The following is an 18,667-nucleotide window of genomic DNA, read 5'->3' as shown; positions in this document are numbered from 1 at the left end:
TCTTTTTAGTCCAACTTGTCTATTTATGCATTTCGCATCGTAAAATTTTATAATTTGCTCGCTAATGTTTTTAGGTACTTTCCAAATAGGTTTTTTGTGTAGCTTGATGCTGTTAAGTTTAGGGCTTTCTGCTCAGGGTACCAGATGTGATGATATTAAGCCTTTCTGTGCAGGTGAAGATCAACTAGTTTTTCCAAATTCTAATACAGGTGTTACAAATGTAATAGTAGCCGAAGAAGGTCCCGACTATGGTTGCCTGGAACTTAAAAGATATCCTGCCTGGTTTTATTTACAAATAGAAGATAGCGGTGATCTAGAATTTCTAATTACACAGACAGAGAATGCTGATGGTAGTGGAGAGCTACTAGATGTAGATTTTGTGATATGGGGACCCTTCAATAAAAGAGATAATTATTGTAGTGCGTCTATTCTTTCTGAAGAAAATTTAATCGATTGCTCTTACGCTAAAGATGCCATAGAAATAGCTAATATTAATAATGCTAAGGCAGATGAAATCTATGTTTTTGCGTTGCTTAATTATAGTACGTTGCCAGGATATATTAGCCTTGAGCAAATTGAAATGGATGAAAATTCAGGCTCTACAGATTGTACCGTTTTAGATGGTGTTTTAGGACATGATCAGGTTCTATGTAGTAATACGGAAACTATTTTGGATGCAGAAATCGAGGGCGCTTCTGGTTATCAATGGTTTGTTTTTGATGAAACTATTGATGATTTTACTGAAATTTCAGGTGAAGCATCATCGAAGTTAAATGTTGCTAAAGACGGCACTTATAAAGTCTTAGTGGAAGATGGGGATGGTAATCATGATATTGAGGATGTAGTAAATATCCACTTTTATGATCGACCAAAAATTCAAAAGCCGGCTGAATCTATCGCTGTTTGCCAAAAAGGAAATATTGTTGATCTTACGCAAAAAGAGCAAGAACTTTTAGGGGACACTGATTTTACTGAAGGATATGAAATAGAATATTTCGAAACGCAGCAGGATATTGATGATGATGAAATGATAGCAAAGCCTTCTCTATACAAAGCCGAAGTTTCAGAAACAATATTTGTAAGAATAAGAGATCTTTTTACCGGTTGTTATTCTGAGATTAGTGAAATTCAGCTAAAAATACTTCAACTTCCACAAATGAAATTTCCGGAAGAAATAGAAATGTGTGTTAATGCCTCTGGGGAATTTCAGGAAGAATTAGTCTTAGGTTTTGACTATGGTAAAAATTATAATTACACCTGGTTGAATGGAAATGAAGTAATTTCCAATGATTTTGAAATTTCTCTAAATCAACAATCAATAAATCCAGAATATAATTTAGTAATCACAGAGGCGACAACGGGGTGCGAAGTTTCCTATTCTACAAAATTAAGATACGTTTCAGAACCTGAATCCATAGAAATTGAAATATTGAAAGCGAATTTTGGACAAAATTGGAATGTAGAAGTTCAAGTAGAACCATTTTTAGGGCATTCCTCTGAGTTCGAATACCGTCTGGACAATGGGGTGTATACTTCACAAAATGTATTTAATAATATAGAAAAGGGAGTTCATGAAGTTAGCGTAAGAGAAATTGGTGGTTGTGGGAATGTTTTGAAAGATGAATTTACTGTGATTGGTTTCGATTTTTTCTTTACGCCTAATGGAGATGGAATCAATGATTTTTGGACGATCACTTCAGATAAGGATTATCGAATATTAAATATTAAATTGTTTGATCGCTATGGTAATTTTATTCGTGAAATTGACCCAGAAGGAGAAGGCTGGGATGGATCTTTTAATGGCGAATTATTAGTGCAGGATGATTATTGGTTTCGGTTAGAATATACAACTCCGTCATCCACTAGCACTAAACATTTTAGTGGTCACTTTACTTTAAAAAGATAGTATTAAAAAAGCCTAATAATATAAAAATAATTATTAGGCTTTTTTATAAATCGCAAGATTTACTGTGTTATTAAGATTTTTATATTGACCTACAATCCAAAACTTAGGGAAAATATTAAACTAGAAAATTCTCTATCTATATTAGCTCTGTTTGCTAGTCCTGTTTGATATAGAAAACTGCTTTCTGAAAACTGCGTATTGGTATAAGCAGCGTCAATTTTGAAGGCGCCAAAGCTATATCCTATCCCTGCAGAATAGCTATCCAAGTCGCTCATTGTAATCCCATCTTTGTATGGACTTTCTTCATATCTATAACCACCTCTTAAACTCCAATTGTTAATTCGATATTCACCACCAATTTTAATTGTAGAAACTGCTGTTAGTTCATCTGAGATAATATCGTTTTGGGTGATAAAATCGCCATCATTTTCAGGCCTAAATTCAGTGTTAGAGTAATCTTTGTAACTATAATCAACACTTAATAATCCTTGGCTACCAAGCACAACTGCCCCGCTAGCCGTTAGCTTTCCTGGTGTCTTTAAAGTATATTCCGGATAAATATTAACAACATCAGGATTTACAATAGTATTTTCGTTGAAAACGTCGCTATAAGAACTTAAGGATTGCGCGGTTTCTTCTCTAATATTATACCAGGTAGGGGTATCATAAGTAGCGCCAATTCTAATGTTATCAGTAATCTTATAAATACCACCTAGTTGTGCAGAAAAACCATCTCCATCAGTACTAAGCGTATTTACAAAAGCTATTTCGTTTGTTTCACTACCATTGTTATTATTTGTTTCGAAATACCTAGTTGTTCTATCATAATTGATAAAATGACTGTTCAGATTTACACCTAAATATAATTTCTTCTGAAACTCTGCAGCGAAGTTGAAAGAAATTTTACCATTAATACCAGTAGAAACATAATTGTAATTATTCTGAAATTGCCCCGGTGCAACAGAAGAATTATACGCGGTATTCTCTAAATCCTCACTTTCTGGATTGATAATGAATGCCTGGTATGCTAAAAGCGCTTGCTGTGCTCCAAAGCCTTCATTTTCTCCTAAATAGGAATATAGATCTTCTACCGATTCATCATCATAAGGTATAAGAAGATCTAAAGGGATACCCTGTGCGTAATCTAAAAAATATTGATCTATAGAACCGTTACTAGATCCAGAAGCTAAAAAAGCATCGTCATAATTATTTTCTTCAGCAAAGTTTACACCGAAGCTAAATTTTGTAAAATCATTGTTGGTGCTGTTGGAATCAAAAACAAGAACGAAACCAGCCTGACTTGCATTAAAATCGCTGTTATCACTGTTGTTGAAACTATTGTTAAAGCCTGTCGTGTTTTCTTTAGAAACATCAGAAAGTGTTAACGTTACAGCGCTATTTAAAAAAACTGCTGAACTGGCTGGATTAATTGCAATAGCAGATATATCTCCACCAAGTGCTCCAAAAGCCCCGCTCATCGCTTGAAATCTAGCTGTACCTTTAAGATTGGTGTGGGAATATCTTAATGCATCGGTAATATCCTGCGCTTTCATTTGGCTGAAAGTCATTAGGGATAATACTGCAAAGGCTAAAATTTTTTTCATAATCTAGGTGTTATATTCAAAATTAGGCAATAAAATACCTTACAACTTTGAAGTTGTAAGGATATTTTAATATATAAGTTGGGTTTAACCTCTTCCGCCACGGCTACTACGGGAACTTCCTCCTCTGGAAGAACCGCTAGAAGATCTACTTGAAGAAGAGCGGCTGCTTGAAGAACTGCTTCGTCCTACAGAGCTTGAACTTCTAGTTGGAGTAGAGGTTCTAACAGATCGTGTTCTAGTAGGGGTAGAAGATCTGGTGTTGGTTTGATAAGATCTACTAGATCTTGTATTACTATCACTACTTCTACTGTAAGAATTCGATGATCTTCTGCTAGATCTTGTATAAACGTTATTATCGTTACGATCTGCAACTCGACTTCTTACGGAAGATGAGTTATCTCTTCTGGAGCTACGATCAGAACTTCTAATCTCACGAATTCTTCTAGAATATGAAGAATTACTTCTTGATCTTGTATTTGAGCTTTCTCTTCTATTTACTGCAGTGCTATAAGAACTTCTAGAGCCTCTACGAGAATTCATGTAAGAATAGCGGTTATTGTTGTGATATCTTTGGTAGGTGTTGTAATAACCACCTCCGTAATAGCGTCCATTCCATCTTCCGCCACCATAATACCATGGTGAATAGAAACCAGCGCCATATCCGTAAGCCCATCCGGCTCCATAATAAGGTGATCCCCATCCCCATCCGATATTCCAATAAGGTCTGTTGTAGAAGCCTCCGTAGCCGTTCCAGCCCCAACCGAAACCAGCACCGTAATAAGGATCATAAAAACCGCCACCCCATGGGCCGTAAAATCCTCTGTTCCAAAAACCTCCCACATTGTTGTTATAAATGTTTACCGTGATATCATCAGCATCACCTTGTCCCCATGGAGCGTAAGATCCATTGTAGGCCATTTCCCCATTTTCATTATACATCTCTTCATCTTCAGCATAACCTGAGTTGGAGGAATACGTGTCTATATCAGTAAAAACAGCATCTTCCTGCATAGCGTCATCTAGCATTGCAGATTGCTGAGCAAACATGTTTTTATAATAGGAATTCGCTTCATTAAGTTTTTCCTCTCGTTGCTCATTAGCACTTTGAGGTCTTTCATAGCCAGTACGTGGACGATCTACAGTTCTCGAAGATTCTCCATAAATACCATCGTTGTAACCTGAGTATTGGTAAGAACCACATGATGCTAACAACAGCAACAACACAGGTGTAATGAAAACAGATGTTCTTTTGTGTAATTTAGTATTGCTTATCATTAGCGAGTTATTTAATTGTTGAACATTACAAATTTAGTTAGTTTTGCGCTAACAAAATAAGTTTATATTGTATACTTTAAAATACAATATTTATGCCAAAAAAAGATAATGGGTAAGAATTTAACTAGCAGAGCGCAAGACTATTCGAAGTGGTACAACGAACTTGTTGTAAAAGCAGATTTAGCTGAGAATTCAGCAGTTAGAGGTTGTATGGTAATAAAACCATATGGCTATGCAATTTGGGAAAAAATGCAGGCTGAATTAGATAGAATGTTTAAAGAAACAGGACATCAAAATGCCTATTTTCCTCTTTTTGTCCCCAAAAGCCTATTTGAAGCCGAGGAGAAAAATGCTGAAGGATTCGCCAAAGAATGTGCGGTGGTAACTCATTATCGGCTTAAGAACGATGAGGAAAACAAAGGAAAATTAATCGTAGATCCTGAAGCTAAGCTGGAAGAAGAGCTTGTGGTTAGACCAACTTCAGAAGCGGTTATCTGGAATACATATAAAAATTGGGTACAGTCCTATAGAGATTTACCTATTCTTATAAACCAATGGGCTAATGTCGTTCGTTGGGAAATGAGGACGCGTTTGTTTCTTAGAACATCAGAGTTTTTGTGGCAAGAAGGACATACAGCTCATGCTACTAAACAGGAAGCGCTGGTAGAGACAAAGCAGATGAATGATATTTATGCTGAGTTTGCCGAAAATTTTATGGCTACTCCTGTAATTAAAGGAGCTAAAACAGCTAACGAGCGTTTCGCTGGGGCGGTAGAAACATATTGTATAGAAGCTTTAATGCAAGATGGTAAAGCATTACAAGCTGGTACATCTCATTTTTTAGGTCAGAACTTCGCTAAGGCTTTTGATGTGAAGTTTGCAACTAAAGAAGGAGGTTTGGAACATGTTTGGGCAACTTCCTGGGGAGTTTCAACTCGTTTGATGGGTGCCTTGATCATGACACATAGCGATGATAAAGGTTTAGTGCTGCCTCCAAAATTGGCGCCAATACAGGTGGTGATCGTTCCTATTTATAAGAATGAAGAGCAATTAGATCAAATTTCAGAAGTAGCTAATCAATTAGTAAAAGATTTACGCGCTAAAGGAGTGTCGGTTAAATTTGATAATCGTGATACGCAGAAGCCGGGATGGAAGTTTGCACAATACGAATTACAAGGCGTTCCAGTACGTTTAGCTATTGGGCCTAAGGATTTGGAGAAAGGAACCGTGGAGCTTGCAAGAAGAGATACGCTTACTAAAGAGTTTGTGCAGATGGATGGTGTTGTAGATAAAGTATCAGACTTAATGGAAGAAATTCAGGATGCTTTATTTGATAAGGCAAGAAACTTCCGAGATGAGCATGTTACGAAAGTAGATAGCTTTGATGAGTTTAAAAAAGTGTTGAAAGACAAGGGAGGTTTTATATCTGCGCACTGGGATGGTACTTCAGAAACCGAAAATAAGATCAAAAGCTTAACAAAAGCAACAATTAGATGTGTGCCTTTTGAAAGGGAAGAAGAAGCCGGAGCCTGCGTTTTAACTGGAGAACCTTCTAAAGGAAGAGTGCTCTTTGCAAAGGCTTATTAATTTTTTTTAATTTTTTTTGCGGAAGATTTGCGGCATTTAAAAAAAGTTGTATTTTTGCATCCGCATTGAAACAAAAAGAATGTTGGTCCGTTCGTCTAGGGGTTAGGACGCCAGGTTTTCATCCTGGTAACAGGGGTTCGATTCCCCTACGGACTACAAAATAGCACAAGTGATTGTGTTGTAGTGAAGCCTTAAATGGCATAAATTATTGAGAATATTTGGTCCGTTCGTCTAGGGGTTAGGACGCCAGGTTTTCATCCTGGTAACAGGGGTTCGATTCCCCTACGGACTACTTTTAAAGAATTAATTAAATTATTTGTAATGGCAAATCATAAGTCAGCGTTAAAGAGAATCCGTAGCAACGAGGCTAAAAGGCTTAGGAATCGCTATCAGCATAAAACTACAAGAAACGCAATCAAGAAATTGCGTGAAACTGAGGATAAGAAAGAGGCAGAAACGCTTTATCCTTCTGTAGCTTCTATGATTGATAAGTTAGCTAAGAAAAACGTAATACACACAAATAAAGCTTCTAACTTAAAGTCTAAGCTAGCTAAACACGTAGCTGCACTTTAATTTAGAATTATTTATAAGTGTTCAATTTATAGAGGAATGCTCTCTTTATCGGGGAGCATTTTTTTATTCTTAAGCTTTAAGGAAAAATTAAAGCTCCTTCGTTAATTGCGAAGGAGCTTTTGTTGTTTTCAGTATTTAAAAATTAGAATACCGATAAGCCTGTTAAAGTAGTAAGTCTTTCTAAAGCCTTCATTCCTAATTCAGAGTTTCCTTTTTTGTTAAGAACAGGGCTCCATACAGCAACCGAATACTGTTGCGGATGGATTGCTGCTATACCACCACCAACTCCACTCTTACCGGGTAAGCCTACTTCAAAACTAAATTCGCCAGATTCATCGTAGAATCCGCAAGTCTGCATCAAGGCGTTTAATCGTTTTACTGTACTTGGGTTTAAGACTTGCTCGCCGGTTCGTAAAATCTCGCCTTTATTAGCATATAGCATAAATGCCTTGGCTAGAGATTTACAAGACATGCTTAGAGAACAGGAGTAGAAATAAAAATCTATAATCTTATCAACGTCACACTTTATGTTTCCCAAAGCCTTCATGTAATTTACCAGAGCTATATTTCGATACCCCGATGATAACTCAGATTGCGCAACTTTTTCATCATATTCGATGTCGTCTTCTCCTGTAATCTTTCGTACAAAATCCAATAATTCTTGTTTAGGATCTTCTAAAATATCAACTAAAATGTCGCAAATTACCAAAGCACCTGAATTGATAAATGGATTTCTAGGAATACCTCTATCTTGCTCCAGTTGCATTAATGAGTTAAAAGGGTTTCCGGAAGGTTCTACATGAACACGTTCCCAAACTTTACTTCCTAAATTGCGAATTGCAAGTGATAAGGTAAATACTTTACTGATAGACTGGATAGAAAATTTCTCTTCGTGATCTCCAAAACCATAAATTTCGTTTTCACTTCTATAAAGGTGCATGCCAAACTTTTTAGGGTCAACTTTGGCAAGTTCGGGAATGTAGGCAGCTACCTTTCCTTTAACATCCCTATAGCTCATTTCTTCCTGAATGGTATTTAAAATTTGCTGATAATCTATCATTAATTGAGATTTGTTAAGGTGGTTTCCGGTTCTATTTCGTAAGGTTCTTTATTACATTCAAAAACTCTTGCAGAAAGTTTCCCTTTAAGAGTGATCTCTTTACCATTTAATTCTAGCCAGCTTCCTTCGCGTAGACCAACTACAGGTTGCGTATTTATATGATGAAATTCTTTAATTCTTGTTTCTCTTGTTTCTCCTTTATGTGTTGAATTAGTATCTGGATCTAGATAATGCGGATTTATATTGAAAGGAACAAGACCTAGCGTTTTAAATGATTTTGGCTGAATTATAGGCATATCGTTTGTCGTGCCCATAGTTAAACCGGTAATATTGGTTCCTGCACTTGTGCCCATATACGGTGTGCCCGATAAAACAACTTGGCGCAAGGTTTCCATTATTCCATACCGATACAATTCGCTAACAAGTAAAAAAGTATTACCACCACCAGTAAATATTCCATCAGCATTTTTTAAAGCGTCCAATGGATTTTCAAATTCATGAATTCCTTTTAAGTCAAGATTTGCCTTTTTGAATGCCTCTTTTGCTTTATTTGTATAAGCATCATGGCTTATTCCACCAGGTCTTGCGAAGGGTATAAATAAGACCTCTTTATCCTTTCCGTAGAGATTATTTAAATGTGCAGTCAAATAGGCTAGGTATTCTTCTCCGTGTAACGTTGAGGTACTGGCAAGTATCGCTTTTTTCATTTTCATAGTTTTAGCAAAAGTAGATAGAAAAGAGTCTTTTAACAAAAGTTTACGTGGGGCATATTACGAATATTAATAAAGGAATTCTTAATTTAGAGAAAGCCTTCAAACCATGATCCGAAAACTTTCTATTCTAATTTTATTTATTTCAGCAAGCATTTTTGCACAGGACAATCGTGTTCAAATTACCGGAGGTATTAACGTTCCGGAAACAGACGAGCCTGATGGAATTACCATTTTTAATGAATCTACCAGTAAAGGAACTATTTCTAACAAAATTGGACAATTTAAAATTAATGCAGGTTTGAATGATCGTTTGGTATTTTCTTCCCTTCAGTTTGAGCAATTTTCAGTTAAAGTTACTGAAGAAATGTTAGAATCTGGAATGTTGAATGTCGCTGTGAATGTCGCGGTAAATGAACTTCCTGAAGTAAATGTCGTAAAAGGGAGTCTAACAGGATCGGTGCGTGTAGATCTTAATCGAATAAAGGTAACGCCGGCTAAGTTACCAGATACAGAAACTACCACGCTCGAAACCCCTAAAATAGTAACGCCTTACAGTTATCCCGTTCGTAATCAAGCCGAATTATCCAGTAGAACCTATATGGTAAACGGGCTAAATCTTATTAATGTTTTTAAAGTTATAGCTGGTACCTACGGCGAAAAAGATACCGATTATAGAGTAATTCCATACGACCAGTTAGACGAAGAAATTAAAGAAATGTATAGTAATGATTTTTTTAAAGAAACACTCAATCTAGAGGCCAATCAAGTAAATGACTTTGTGTTTTTTGCAGCCGATAATGGTTTAGATGGGCAAATGCTTTCTGAGGAAAATGACTTGGATATTATTCAGTTTTTAGTAGAACAGCGACAAGCCTATCAATCTTATCTTAATGCTAAAGTGGATACGCTTGATTGATTTTCTTTAATTTAATTGTACTTTTTTAATGCGATGTTAGTTATATAAATTAGAAGTCTATTCTAATTGGTGTAAAAAACCTATGGAATTGATTTAATATTTAGTAATCATCAATCAAAAATTAATTGCGTTTTCTTAGTTTATTTAGCGTTTTACTTGCTATATGTCCTTCGGTTTTTTCACAATCTAAAGTTATCGAGGGAAGGATTGTTGCAGATTCTTTGGATTCCAGTTTAATCAATATCGTAAATCTTACTTCTGGGCGAGGGACTTCTAGTGAAGCAACTGGAAAGTTCACGATTAAAGCTTCAGTAAATGATAGCATCTTATTTTCTTCTGTTCAGTTTAAAAAGAAAATAGTTGTGGTAAATTCGAAAGTCTACAAAAATGCATTTTTAGAAGTGTATTTAGAAGCTGCTATAAATCTTTTGGATGAAGTTAAACTTCCTAATCTTTCCGGTAATTTAGCTTCAGATTTAAAAAACATGCCAATAAATGACAAATACGCACTTAATGCACCAATGTCATTAAAAATGCCGATTAGTCACGAAGAGAAATTACTTTATACTGCAACAACTGGTCCCGGGGGTAAACGATTTAAATGGTACGCAATTTTTTTGGGTAGTGTGCCTTTGGACCCAATAATTAATGGTTTGAGTGGCAGAACAAAAATGCTTAAAAAACTGAACAAAAATATTAAAGAGCAAAACACGCTAGAAACTCAATTAGACTTGCATAGAACATTTCTTATTGAATCCTGTAATCTAGATGAAAAGAATTTATTTCTATTTTTAAATCATTGCTTTTCTCAGCCAGAATATTTAGAATTGCTTACTGCCGATAATAAATTAAAGTTATTAGAGTTTTATAAAAAGGAATCTAAGATTTTTCTTAAAAATTTGGATAAGAAAGCTGAAGATGATGTTTTAATATCGAATTAATTTAAAACGTTTTTAGTGCGAAAGATTATCATCTGTTTTATTTTATTTTTTACACAAGCGGTACTTACCGCCCAACAACCTGTGTCATTGGAGGGAAAAGTTATTGCCGATAGTTTAGAGTATTCTTTTATCAATATTATAAATATTTCTGCCCATAAAGGAACGACTAATGACCGTGAAGGCCGCTTTGTTGTTGAGGTTAGTGAAAATGATACCTTACAATTTTCTTCTGTTCAATTTCAAAAAAAAGAAGTAATCATTACAAAATCAATTATTGCTTCTAAATTTTTAGAAGTTATTTTAGTGCCGGGCGTTAATCAACTTGAAGAGGTATATATTTCTAACTCTAATCTAGTGGGGGATTTAGGTAAAGACTTTAGTAAAATTCAGTTTTATGATAAATACGAACTTCATGCTCCCCAGCTTAGACAAGATATCCCTTCTTTAATCGATCGGAAAATTGCCGCCACAGGAGGTGATCCTTCAAATCTGTTACTAAATACAATTTCAGGAGATCGCCAAAAATTAAAAAAGATAAAGGCAAATATGGATTACGATTCGAGGATTGAAAAAGCCTTATTGATGCTGCCTTCAGATTTTTTTAAAACGATTAATATCAAAGAAACCGAACAAATGCTTTTTCTTTATTTCTGTGCTGAAGATTCTTATTTTGATACCCTTGTTAATTTTGACAGGAAGGGGGATCTAGTAGTTTTTATGAAAGAGAAAAGTTTGGAGTGCCAAAAACAAACTGATGGGAAATAATAGAATCTTACTTTTTTTATTACTACTATTTTGCTTTTGTAGTGCTGTATTTTCACAGCAGCGACAGGATTTAACAGGGCAGATTGTAAACGACTCGATAGGAGAAGCTTTTGTGAATATCGTAAATATTACTGCTGAAACGGGAACCGTTAGCGAGTCTGATGGCAGGTTTGGTTTAACCGTAAAAGAAAATGATAGTATCTTGTTTTCTTCCGTACAGTTTGAAAATAAATATGTGGTGATTACCAAAGAAATTATAGCGAAAGGATTTTTGGAGATCGAGCTAACAGAAGAAGTAAATCGGTTAGAAACAGTTCATCTTAATAACATAAAACTTACCGGCAATTTAGAAGGTGATATCCAGAATATTAAGGTGAAGCCACTTATATTTCTTCCACCTCCTAGGAAAAACCTAACCATGGCACAACGAAAAATGGGATCTTACGGTGGCGGTTTAGGAATGCTGATAGGTGCGCTAAATGGGGATTTAAAGTATTTGAAAAAAGCGCAGAAAAATTATGAATTACAAGGTGAAGCCTACCAACTATTAGAAAGTATACCAAAAGGTATTTTTGTTGAAGACTTTGGCTTAGAGGAATGGGAAGTAATAAACTTTATGTTTTATTGTGCGCGGAATAATAATAGCAATCTTCAAAAATTAATTGCTGAAGATGACACCTTAGCGTTGATTGCATATTTTGAAAAACAGGCAGAAGACTTTAAAGAAATTAGCAGGAAAGGCGATGTTCCAAAGCTTGAAAGCAGTAATGAAAATCGATAAATTTCAGCATAAATCTTAAAAAGTCCCCGGAAATAGTGACCTTCGTACTTTGGACTAAAATTTGTTATTCTGAAGTAAAATTATCGAAATGAAAAAATACAGATTTTTAATAGCACTTATTTTGGCATGCCTTTGTTTAAGCGCGACCTCACATAAATTCTATTTAAGTGTCACTGAAATTGAATATAAAGAAGACAAAAAGGATCTGCAGATAATTTCAAAAGTGTTTATAGATGATTTTCAAGATGTTTTAGAACAACGATATGAAGAAACTATCACTTTATCTGTAGAAGCAGAAAAAGGTCCTGTAGAAAAATTGATTCAGAAATATCTAAAATCAAAACTTCAAATTTCAGCAGATGGGAAACCCATTGCACTGCATTATCTAGGAAAAAAATACGATAAGGATCAACTAATATTATTTATTGAGGGTGAAAACGTCGAGACATTTAATTCAATAAAAATTACGAATGCAATTCTAACCGATCTGTTTGATGAGCAAAAGAACGTGGTTAATGTGAAGGTAAAAGATGATATTAAAAGCCTGATGTTAATGAGAAATGCAGATACCGATGTGTTAAATTTCGACGATTAGTCTTCTATCCCTGAAGAAATTATTTATTTTTAGCAATATTTAACAAATTAATCATACATGAAAACAATCAAACTGATATGTTCAGCGTTTTTATTGTTTGCAATTACAGGAGTGAACGCCCAGGAAGAGCAACAAGAAACCCCCAAACCGCAGGGACATACTAACCAAAACAAATTTAGACAATTATACCAGGAGTTTAGAGATCCTAGTATGTATCGTACGGCCTCTGGAGCGCCTGGTGAAGCCTATTATCAAAACGAAGCCGACTATCAAATGGATATCGTTTTAGATGATGAAAATACAAAGCTAAGCGGCGAAGAAACCATAACCTACCACAACAATTCAAAAAATAAACTAGAGTATCTATGGATGCAATTAGATCAAAACATCCGTAAAAAAGATGCTCCAGCTTTAGAAAAAGGATCTAGCGGTATGGCTCCCGTTGCTCAAACTGGTCGTTTTGCAGACCAATATTTAAAACAACCTTTTGATGGTGGTTTTAATATCGAGGAAGTAAAAACAGATGGTGATAAATTATCGTACACCATCAATAATACAATGATGCGTATCGATCTTCCAGAGCCTTTAGAGGCAGGGGAGAGCTTTACATTTAGCGTAAAATGGTGGTATAATGTAAACAATCACGTGACCAATAGAGCACGTTCTGGTTATGAGCAATTTGAGGATGGAAACAGAGCTTACGAAATTGCCCAGTTTTTCCCAAGAATGGCTGTTTACAACGATGTTGAAGGATGGCAAAACATGCAATTTTGGGGTAGTGGAGAATTTGCCCTTCCATTTGGAGATTACGAAGTTAATATTACCGTGCCTGCAGACCATGTAATGGAAGCAACAGGAGAACTTCAAAATCGTGATGATGTCTATACTAAAGACATGATGAAACGTTTTAAGAAAGCAAAGAAATCTTACGATGAGCCTGTAATTATTAGAACACAAGAAGAAGCGGTAGAAGCTTCTAAAGGTTTTGATAAGAAAACAAAAACCTGGACATACAAGGCTGATATGGTTAGAGATTTCGCTTTTGCGACATCAAGAAGATTTATCTTAGATATGATGGCTGTTAAAATGAATGACGACAGCGATGTAATGGCAGTATCAATTTACCCAAAAGAAGGTAATCCACTTTGGGAAAAATGGTCTACCAGAGTAGTAGCTTCTACATTAGAGAGCTATTCAGATCATACTTTTATTTATCCTTATCACAAAGCAGTTTCAGTACATGCTAAAAATCAAGGAATGGAGTATCCTATGATTTGTTGGAACTATGGTCGTCCAGACGAAAATGGAGAATATAGCGACCGCGTTAAATTTGGGATGATGGGTGTTATTATTCACGAAGTAGGACATAATTTCTTTCCAATGATCGTGAATAGTGATGAGCGCCAATGGGGTTGGATGGACGAAGGTATTAATACCTTTGTGCAATATTTAGCTGAGCAGGAATTTGGAGAAAGATATCCTGAAGCTATAGAAGGTTACGATAAATACCCATCTCGTCGTGGTATCCCAGCTAATATTGTTCCTTACATGAAAGGAAACCAGGATTTTATTGCACCAATTATGGCAAATCCAGAAGAGGTTTACCAACTAGGGAATAATGCCTATGGTAAGCCGGCAACAGCGCTGAATATTTTAAGAGAAACTGTTATGGGGCGTGAGTTGTTTGATCATGCTTTCCATACCTATTCTCAAAGATGGATGTTTAAACACCCAACGCCAGAAGATTTCTTTAGAACTATGGAAGATGCTTCAGCAGTAGATTTAGACTGGTTCTGGAGAGGATGGTTTTACAGCACAGATTATACAGATATTGGTGTAGAAGATGTTAAGAAATACTACGTTACCGATAAGCAAACAAAAGAAGGGCTTGAACTTTTAGAGCGTTATGGTGCTAATCCAGATGAAATTGATGCCATTTATGTAGTAGAAGAAGGAAACGAAGAGTTTGAGAAAAGTATGGAAGGTAAAAGCATTTTAGAAAATTCTGAAAAACTTAATGCTTATGTAATGGATAATTTTTCTGCTGAAGAGCGTAATAATTTAGAAGTGCCAAAATATTTCTATCAGGTTACCTTCAATAAGCCAGGTGGTTTAGTGATGCCTTTAATTGTGGAACTTACATATGCCGATGGTTCTACTGAGATGAAAAGATATCCTGTACAGGTTTGGATGAAAAATGATAGCGAGGTCGTAAAAACTATCGCTTCTAATAAAGAAATTACCAAGGTAGTGGTAGATCCAGATTTAGAAACAGCAGATGTTGATTTAAGCAATAATAGCTGGCCAAAAGAAGAAACTCCTAACGAGTTTGAAGAGTTTAAAAATAAATCTGACGGATAGTCAAAAAAAGTTGATAAATTTTTAAGCCGACTTTAACGAGTCGGCTTTTTTTATGCTGATATTTGTATATATATTTGTTTTTGATATGATGACAACACTTCCGTTATTTATTAGTGGCGCAGAGATTGGATTTATCATCTTTATTCTAGTGATGGTATTTGGTGCAGATAAGATTCCTGAAATTGCTCGAGGAATGGGTAAAGGAATGCGGATGTTGCGAAATGCATCAGATGATATTAAAACTGAAATTACCAAAAGCGCAGATAAACAGGGAATAGATACTAAAAGCATCACTAAAGATGTAAAAGGTGAAATCGATAAGGTTAAGGAAGATATCGATGAGATTACCGGCTCTGTAAGACGCAAATTCTAATTTATTTTATTCAATGTTAGATCAACTAAAACAGTGGGATAGAGAATTATTTGTATATCTCAATGGTTTAGGAATTGAAGAATACGACAATTTCTGGATTTGGTTTACGCAAATTAGGCATTGGATTCCTTTATATATCCTATTTTTCTTTTTATTCTTCTTGGCATTTCATAAAAAGAAAGCTATTTATTCTTCTGTATTTCTATTATTATCCTGGGTTGCTACTTTTGGTCTTACCTCTTTGACTAAACATTTGGTAAGTAGAATGCGTCCTAATAATAATCCTGATATTAATCAAATTATAAGAATACTTCAGGAGCCTACTAATTTTAGCTTTTTTTCAGGACATACTTCTTCAGCATTTGTATTGGCAACCTTCGTAATACTGGTGCTGCGAAAAACATATAAATGGATTTGGTTGCTCTATATCTGGGCAATTATGCTTTCACTTAGCCGAATTTTTGTAGGTGTGCATTATCCTGGAGACCTTTTTGTAGGAGGATTGGTAGGAGTAATTATGGCTTGGATTTTCTATAAAATCTACCTGAAATACGAATATCGATTTTATTAATTTTTAACCCGACTTAAGGTAAGCCCGTCGCGAAGCGGTAAAACTACAGTTTCAACGCGCTCGTCTTCAGCAAGCATTTTATTATATTTTAATAATGCTTCAGTAGAAGTATCATTCTTTTTCACTTCCTCTAAAACTTTACCACTCCACAATACATTATCAGATAGGATCAATCCGCCCCGATTCATTTTCTCCATAATTATTTCAAAATATTTTGGATAATTTGGCTTGTCTGCATCAATAAAAACCAGGTCGAAGCTGAGGTCTAATTGTGGTATTATAGCAGTCGCATCTCCCAAATGCTGAATAATCTGATCTTTAAATTCTGATTTTTGAAAATATTTCTGCTGAAAGTCAAAAAGTTCTTCATTTATATCGATCGTGTGTAATTTACCTTCTGGCTGCAGTCCTTCTGCCAAGCAAAGTGCAGAATAGCCTGTATAGGTGCCGATCTCCAAAATGTGCTTAGGATTTACCAACTTGGATATTAAACTTAATAAGCGTCCCTGATAATGCCCGCTAAGCATGCGTGGTTGTAAAACCTTTTGGTGGGTTTCCCGATTCAGTTTTGCTAAATATTCAGGTTCTTTTTCAGAATGATTTTCGCAATATTCAATAATGCTTTCAGACAAAAACTCCATAAAAAAATTTTCAGCAAAAATACTAAAATAAACGGCTTAGCTATTTAACAATTTTCAACTCTAAATATTCACAAAAGCTTCAATATTGTTTTACGAAGATTGTAAAGCTAAATTGTATTTTAGCCAAAATTACTATTCACATGCAATTTGAAAATTCCCGCACATTTGCTCAGCAATTAGACGCCAAAGATCCTTTAGCAAAATATCGTAAAGAATTTATTTTTCCGCAGATAAATGGAAAAGATGCTATTTATTTTACCGGAAATTCTTTGGGATTACAGCCAAAATCAGCACAAAATTATGTAAATGAGATCATGACCGATTGGGGGAATTTGGCAGTTGAAGGTCATTTTCAAGCAGAAAAACCATGGTGGGATTATCACGAGCGTTTTGCTGAAAAACTCTCTAAAGTTGTCGGAGCAAAGCCAAAAGAAATTTCTGTGATGAATACGCTAACGGTAAATTTGCATTTAATGATGGTGTCGTTTTATCGGCCTACAGAGAAGCGATATAAGATTATTTGTGAAGAAAAAGCTTTTCCAAGCGATCAATATATGATTTCCAGTCAGGTTCGTTTTCATGGTTATGATCCGTCTGATGCTATAGTTGAATTAAAAAAACGAGACGGCGAGCATAATTTTAGAACCGAAGATATCCTTGCAAAGATTGAAGAGGTAGGCGAGGAGTGCGCCTTAGTATTAATTGGCGGGGTGAATTATTATACCGGGCAGGTTTTCGATATGAAAACTATTACAGAAGCAGGACATAAAATTGGCGCTTTTGTAGGATGGGATTTGGCTCATGCAGCCGGAAATATTGAATTGAAATTGCACGAATGGGAAGTAGATTTTGCCGCATGGTGTAGTTATAAATACATGAATAGCGGTCCCGGCAATGCATCGGGTTGTTTTGTAAATGAGAAATATCATAACCAAAAAGATATTCCAAGATTTGAAGGTTGGTGGGGGCACAACAAAGAGCGTCGCTTTTTAATGGAACCTGAATTTCAGCCGGAAGATGGTGCAGATGCCTGGCAAATTAGTAATGCTCCCGTGCTTGCTTTAGCTCCTTATCTAGCATCTTTAGAAATGTTTGATGAGGTGGGGATGGATGCGCTTATCGAGAAGAGAAATAAAATCGTTGCTTACTTAGAGTTTATTTTACATGAAATCGATAAAGAGGTCGATAGTTCTTTTGAAGTAATTACCCCTGCAAATCAGGAAGAACGAGGCACACAACTATCTGTATTTTTGCACGGAGAAGGTAAAGAACTTTTCAACTACTTAATGAAAAATGGCGTAATCCCAGACTGGCGAGAGCCCAATGTAATTCGGCTAGCACCGGCACCTTTCTACTGTTCTTATGAAGATATGTACGAATTTGGACAGATCTTAAAAAGAGGGATTTTGGAGAAGTGATCTAAACAGCTTATTCCAACTCTGGTAACACTGGAGGCGGAGGAGGTGGAGCAGGAATATTTAAATCAAATATCATCCAATTTATTAGTGGTTTTTGAATTTTAGATTCTAATTCTTCACCGGCTTCAAATAGTTTCTTTAATGTGATTTTTACTTCAGAAATTCTAGCTGAATCTGGATAGTCGATAAAGAATAGATTTTTTCTTGTACGGCATATATTATAGGAAAGTTGAGAGTCTTTAACGAGCTCATCAATTTTTAGGTCTAAATGATCGACGGAAAACTTAGTTTTATAATCTTCAAAAATAGAATCGTTATAGATGCTAATAAAGTTAGATCTAAAATAACAGGATACCCCTCGAAAATCTGGGCAGGTATGATAAGCTACAAGGTGATATTGTTTGTTTTCAACCTTAAATTTTATGGCAGAAAGACGATCATCACAGCTATTTGCATCAAGGATTGATCGTAGATCACAATAATTATCTAAAATATCCAGATCGATAATTGGCAAATTTTGATCCTGCATTTCTAAAAATCGCTTAGAATACAATTTTTTAGTGGGCTCGAGATTTTGAAGATTTTCA

At 35.4% G+C, this 18,667-nt stretch carries 18 protein-coding genes and 2 tRNA genes; 14 read left to right on the top strand and 6 right to left on the bottom strand.

Features of this window, described 5'->3' with window-relative positions; translation table 11 throughout:
• Positions 1–64 precede the first annotated feature (64 nt).
• On the top strand, positions 65–1,906 hold the full coding sequence (locus PBT89_RS13785) for a T9SS type B sorting domain-containing protein (RefSeq protein ID WP_270062392.1): 1,842 nt from the start codon (positions 65–67) through the stop codon (positions 1,904–1,906).
• Positions 1,907–1,995: 89 nt separating this feature from the next.
• Here PBT89_RS13785 and PBT89_RS13780 read toward each other — a convergent pair whose 3' ends face one another.
• Complete coding sequence (locus PBT89_RS13780) at positions 1,996–3,510, bottom strand: OmpP1/FadL family transporter (RefSeq protein WP_270062391.1); 1,515 nt, start codon at positions 3,508–3,510, stop codon at positions 1,996–1,998.
• Between the two features lie 84 nt (positions 3,511–3,594).
• A complete protein-coding gene (locus PBT89_RS13775) occupies positions 3,595–4,785 on the bottom strand; it encodes a hypothetical protein (RefSeq protein ID WP_270062390.1) in 1,191 nt (396 codons plus the stop codon).
• A gap of 108 nt (positions 4,786–4,893) precedes the next feature.
• On the opposite strand from PBT89_RS13775, the gene proS reads away from it, so the two are divergent.
• The 4 genes from proS to rpsT all read left to right on the top strand — a co-directional run bounded on the left by proS (position 4,894) and on the right by rpsT (position 6,945).
• The gene (gene proS / locus PBT89_RS13770; RefSeq protein WP_270062389.1) at positions 4,894–6,372 is read left to right on the top strand and encodes a proline--tRNA ligase; all 1,479 of its coding nucleotides are present in this window, start codon (positions 4,894–4,896) and stop codon (positions 6,370–6,372) included.
• 84 nt (positions 6,373–6,456) lie between these two features.
• Positions 6,457–6,528 (top strand) — tRNA-Glu (locus PBT89_RS13765).
• A gap of 64 nt (positions 6,529–6,592) precedes the next feature.
• A tRNA-Glu gene (locus PBT89_RS13760) sits at positions 6,593–6,664 on the top strand.
• A 29-nt stretch (positions 6,665–6,693) separates the two neighbouring features.
• Complete coding sequence (rpsT, locus tag PBT89_RS13755; protein WP_270060330.1) at positions 6,694–6,945, top strand: 30S ribosomal protein S20; 252 nt, start codon at positions 6,694–6,696, stop codon at positions 6,943–6,945.
• Between the two features lie 142 nt (positions 6,946–7,087).
• Here the strand turns inward: rpsT and PBT89_RS13750 are convergent, their stop codons facing one another.
• Both PBT89_RS13750 and pepE read right to left on the bottom strand, forming a co-directional pair.
• Positions 7,088–8,002 (bottom strand): glutaminase, encoded by a 915-nt coding sequence (locus tag PBT89_RS13750; protein WP_270061417.1) that lies wholly within the window; start codon positions 8,000–8,002, stop codon positions 7,088–7,090.
• A 2-nt stretch (positions 8,003–8,004) separates the two neighbouring features.
• A complete protein-coding gene (gene pepE, locus PBT89_RS13745; RefSeq protein WP_270062388.1) occupies positions 8,005–8,712 on the bottom strand; it encodes a dipeptidase PepE in 708 nt (235 codons plus the stop codon).
• 112 nt (positions 8,713–8,824) lie between these two features.
• Here pepE and PBT89_RS13740 point away from each other — a divergent pair, with 112 nt between their 5' ends.
• The 8 genes from PBT89_RS13740 to PBT89_RS13705 all read left to right on the top strand — a co-directional run bounded on the left by PBT89_RS13740 (position 8,825) and on the right by PBT89_RS13705 (position 16,021).
• Positions 8,825–9,634, top strand: coding sequence for a hypothetical protein (locus PBT89_RS13740; RefSeq protein WP_270062387.1), 810 nt, complete (start codon positions 8,825–8,827; stop codon positions 9,632–9,634).
• Between the two features lie 125 nt (positions 9,635–9,759).
• Positions 9,760–10,575: a hypothetical protein gene (locus PBT89_RS13735; protein WP_270062386.1), complete on the top strand. Its 816-nt coding sequence runs from the start codon at positions 9,760–9,762 to the stop codon at positions 10,573–10,575.
• Between the two features lie 15 nt (positions 10,576–10,590).
• Complete coding sequence (locus PBT89_RS13730; protein WP_270062385.1) at positions 10,591–11,340, top strand: hypothetical protein; 750 nt, start codon at positions 10,591–10,593, stop codon at positions 11,338–11,340.
• Positions 11,330–12,121 (top strand): hypothetical protein, encoded by a 792-nt coding sequence (locus PBT89_RS13725; protein WP_270062384.1) that lies wholly within the window; start codon positions 11,330–11,332, stop codon positions 12,119–12,121. The genes PBT89_RS13730 and PBT89_RS13725 overlap by 11 nt, the downstream gene beginning before the upstream one ends.
• An 88-nt stretch (positions 12,122–12,209) precedes the next feature.
• A complete protein-coding gene (locus PBT89_RS13720; protein ID WP_270062383.1) occupies positions 12,210–12,716 on the top strand; it encodes a DUF6702 family protein in 507 nt (168 codons plus the stop codon).
• 57 nt (positions 12,717–12,773) lie between these two features.
• Positions 12,774–15,077 (top strand): M1 family metallopeptidase, encoded by a 2,304-nt coding sequence (locus tag PBT89_RS13715; protein WP_270062382.1) that lies wholly within the window; start codon positions 12,774–12,776, stop codon positions 15,075–15,077.
• Positions 15,078–15,165: 88 nt separating this feature from the next.
• A complete protein-coding gene (locus tag PBT89_RS13710) occupies positions 15,166–15,450 on the top strand; it encodes a Sec-independent protein translocase subunit TatA/TatB (protein ID WP_270061418.1) in 285 nt (94 codons plus the stop codon).
• Between the two features lie 13 nt (positions 15,451–15,463).
• Entirely contained in the window at positions 15,464–16,021 is a 558-nt protein-coding gene (locus tag PBT89_RS13705) for a phosphatase PAP2 family protein (protein WP_270062381.1), read from the top strand.
• Here PBT89_RS13705 and PBT89_RS13700 read toward each other — a convergent pair.
• Positions 16,018–16,662 (bottom strand): O-methyltransferase, encoded by a 645-nt coding sequence (locus PBT89_RS13700; RefSeq protein ID WP_270062380.1) that lies wholly within the window; start codon positions 16,660–16,662, stop codon positions 16,018–16,020. The two genes, PBT89_RS13705 and PBT89_RS13700, sit on opposite strands and share 4 nt — an antisense overlap.
• 140 nt (positions 16,663–16,802) lie before the next feature.
• On the opposite strand from PBT89_RS13700, the gene kynU reads away from it, so the two are divergent.
• Positions 16,803–18,080 (top strand): kynureninase, encoded by a 1,278-nt coding sequence (gene kynU / locus PBT89_RS13695; protein WP_270062379.1) that lies wholly within the window; start codon positions 16,803–16,805, stop codon positions 18,078–18,080.
• 10 nt (positions 18,081–18,090) lie between these two features.
• Here the strand turns inward: kynU and PBT89_RS13690 are convergent, their stop codons facing one another.
• A complete protein-coding gene (locus tag PBT89_RS13690; RefSeq protein ID WP_270062378.1) occupies positions 18,091–18,633 on the bottom strand; it encodes a hypothetical protein in 543 nt (180 codons plus the stop codon).
• Positions 18,634–18,667: the final 34 nt, after the last annotated feature.

Source organism: Zunongwangia sp. HRR-M8 (assembly GCF_027594405.1).
In the GTDB taxonomy this organism is placed as follows: Bacteria; Bacteroidota; Bacteroidia; order Flavobacteriales; family Flavobacteriaceae; genus Zunongwangia.
Note: the sequence above shows the minus strand (reverse complement) of the source record. Positions and strands in the feature narration are given on the sequence as shown.